Annotated in this window: 1 protein-coding gene; it reads left to right on the plus strand. The window is 53.8% G+C overall.

Annotation, left to right across the window (positions count from 1 at the left end):
- Window positions 1-67 precede the first annotated feature (67 nt).
- Window positions 68-1,480: an IS1182 family transposase gene (locus QPM17_RS23570; protein ID WP_285394180.1), complete on the plus strand. Its 1,413-nt coding sequence runs from the start codon at window positions 68-70 to the stop codon at window positions 1,478-1,480.
- The last annotated feature ends 128 nt before the right edge of the window (window positions 1,481-1,608 follow it).

Raw genomic sequence — 1,608 nt, forward strand, 5'->3', positions numbered from 1 at the left:
GAGGCTGTGTGAAAACAGCCTCCGAAGCTGGCAAAATAGCCGCGACATGGCTCGCGGTTATTTTTTTATGAGACATCTTGAAGGTACCCCCCGAAGTCAGACGCTGCTGCTCCCGCCCAGTGTTGAAGATTATGTCCCCGAAGATCACCCGGTTCGCGTCATTGATGCGTTTGTGGATTCACTGGACCTATCCGAGATGGGATTCAGAAAGGCGCAGACTGCTCACACCGGCCGACGCCCCTATCATCCCGGCGATCTTCTCAAGCTTTATATATACGCTTACCTGAATCAGACCAGCAGCACCCGGCGGCTGGAAAAGGAATGCCATCGCAATCTGGAAGTGCTGTGGCTGATGAAGCAGTTGGCTCCAGACTTCAAGACCATTGCGGACTTCCGCAAGGATAACGGTAACGCCGTCAGGAAAGTCTGCCGTCAGTTCATTGTCTTCTGTAAACAGGCGGGATTGGTGAGTGGTGAGCTGGTGGCGATTGATGGCAGCAAGTTCAAAGCGGCAGCCAGTAAAGACCAGGCCATCACCCGTAAGCAACTCCAGACGCAGCTGGGCAAGCTGGACCAGAAGATCAACAGCTATCTCGAAAAGTTAGCGGCCTCGGAGCAAAAGGGTGAGTCAGATCTGAATAATGAAAAAGTGACAGAGGCCCTGGCCTATCTGGAGGCCCATAAGGCGGAGCTACAGGATGAGCTCAAGACCCTGGTGGAAGAAGGTAAAACACAGCATTGCCGTACCGAGTCGGATGCCAAGCTGATGAAGTCTGGTCGGGAAGGCATGGTGGTTGGCTATAACGCGCAGAATGCGGTTGATGGGGGGCATCAACTGGTTGTCCATCACGAGCTGACCCAGGCAGGCAGCGATAACCGGCAATTGGAGCCTGTCACTCAGGCTACCCGAGAAGCGTTGGACGACGACCTGAAGACTGTTGTTGCTGATGCAGGTTACTCTAATGGTGACCAGATCAGCCGCACCCAGTCTTCTGGACTGGAGGTTGGCATCCCTTCGAATCGAGCGGTCAACAATCAGGGATCCGGAGAGTACTTCCAAAAACGTGACTTCACCTATTTGCCGGATGAAGATGCGTATCAATGCCCTGCCGGAAAGCTGCTTCCTCACAAGACCATCAGTAACAAGGACCGGATGCACCTGTACGCCCGCTCGGGCTGCCATCGATGTCCTCTACAGGCGAAATGCACCAAGGCCGATCAACGCTGGATAACGCGACACTATGATGAGGACGCCCTGGAGAAAGCGAATAAAGCAGCGACTCCAGAGCGGATGATCCGTCGCATGGCGACCGTTGAGCCCACCTTCGCCACCCTCAAGAGAATCCTGAACAAGGGGCGATTCACCTGCTGGGGGCTCAGTTCGGCAAGCAGTGAATACAGTCTGGGGGTTCTGAGTTATAACCTGATGCGGGCAATCAATGTGCTGGGAGTGAAGGCAATGATGGCAAGGCTTGCCTGAGTAGCCTCTTCGCTCTTTTATTGCCTGGAAATGATCACTGGATACAAAGAAAAATGCCCCGGACAATGTCCGAGGCATTTTGCTCGCTCGCCTGGAGAGAGTGTAAATTGAGTTTTTACACAGCCTCC

This window comes from Marinobacter azerbaijanicus, assembly GCF_030250645.1.
Taxonomy (GTDB): domain Bacteria; phylum Pseudomonadota; class Gammaproteobacteria; order Pseudomonadales; family Oleiphilaceae; genus Marinobacter; species Marinobacter azerbaijanicus.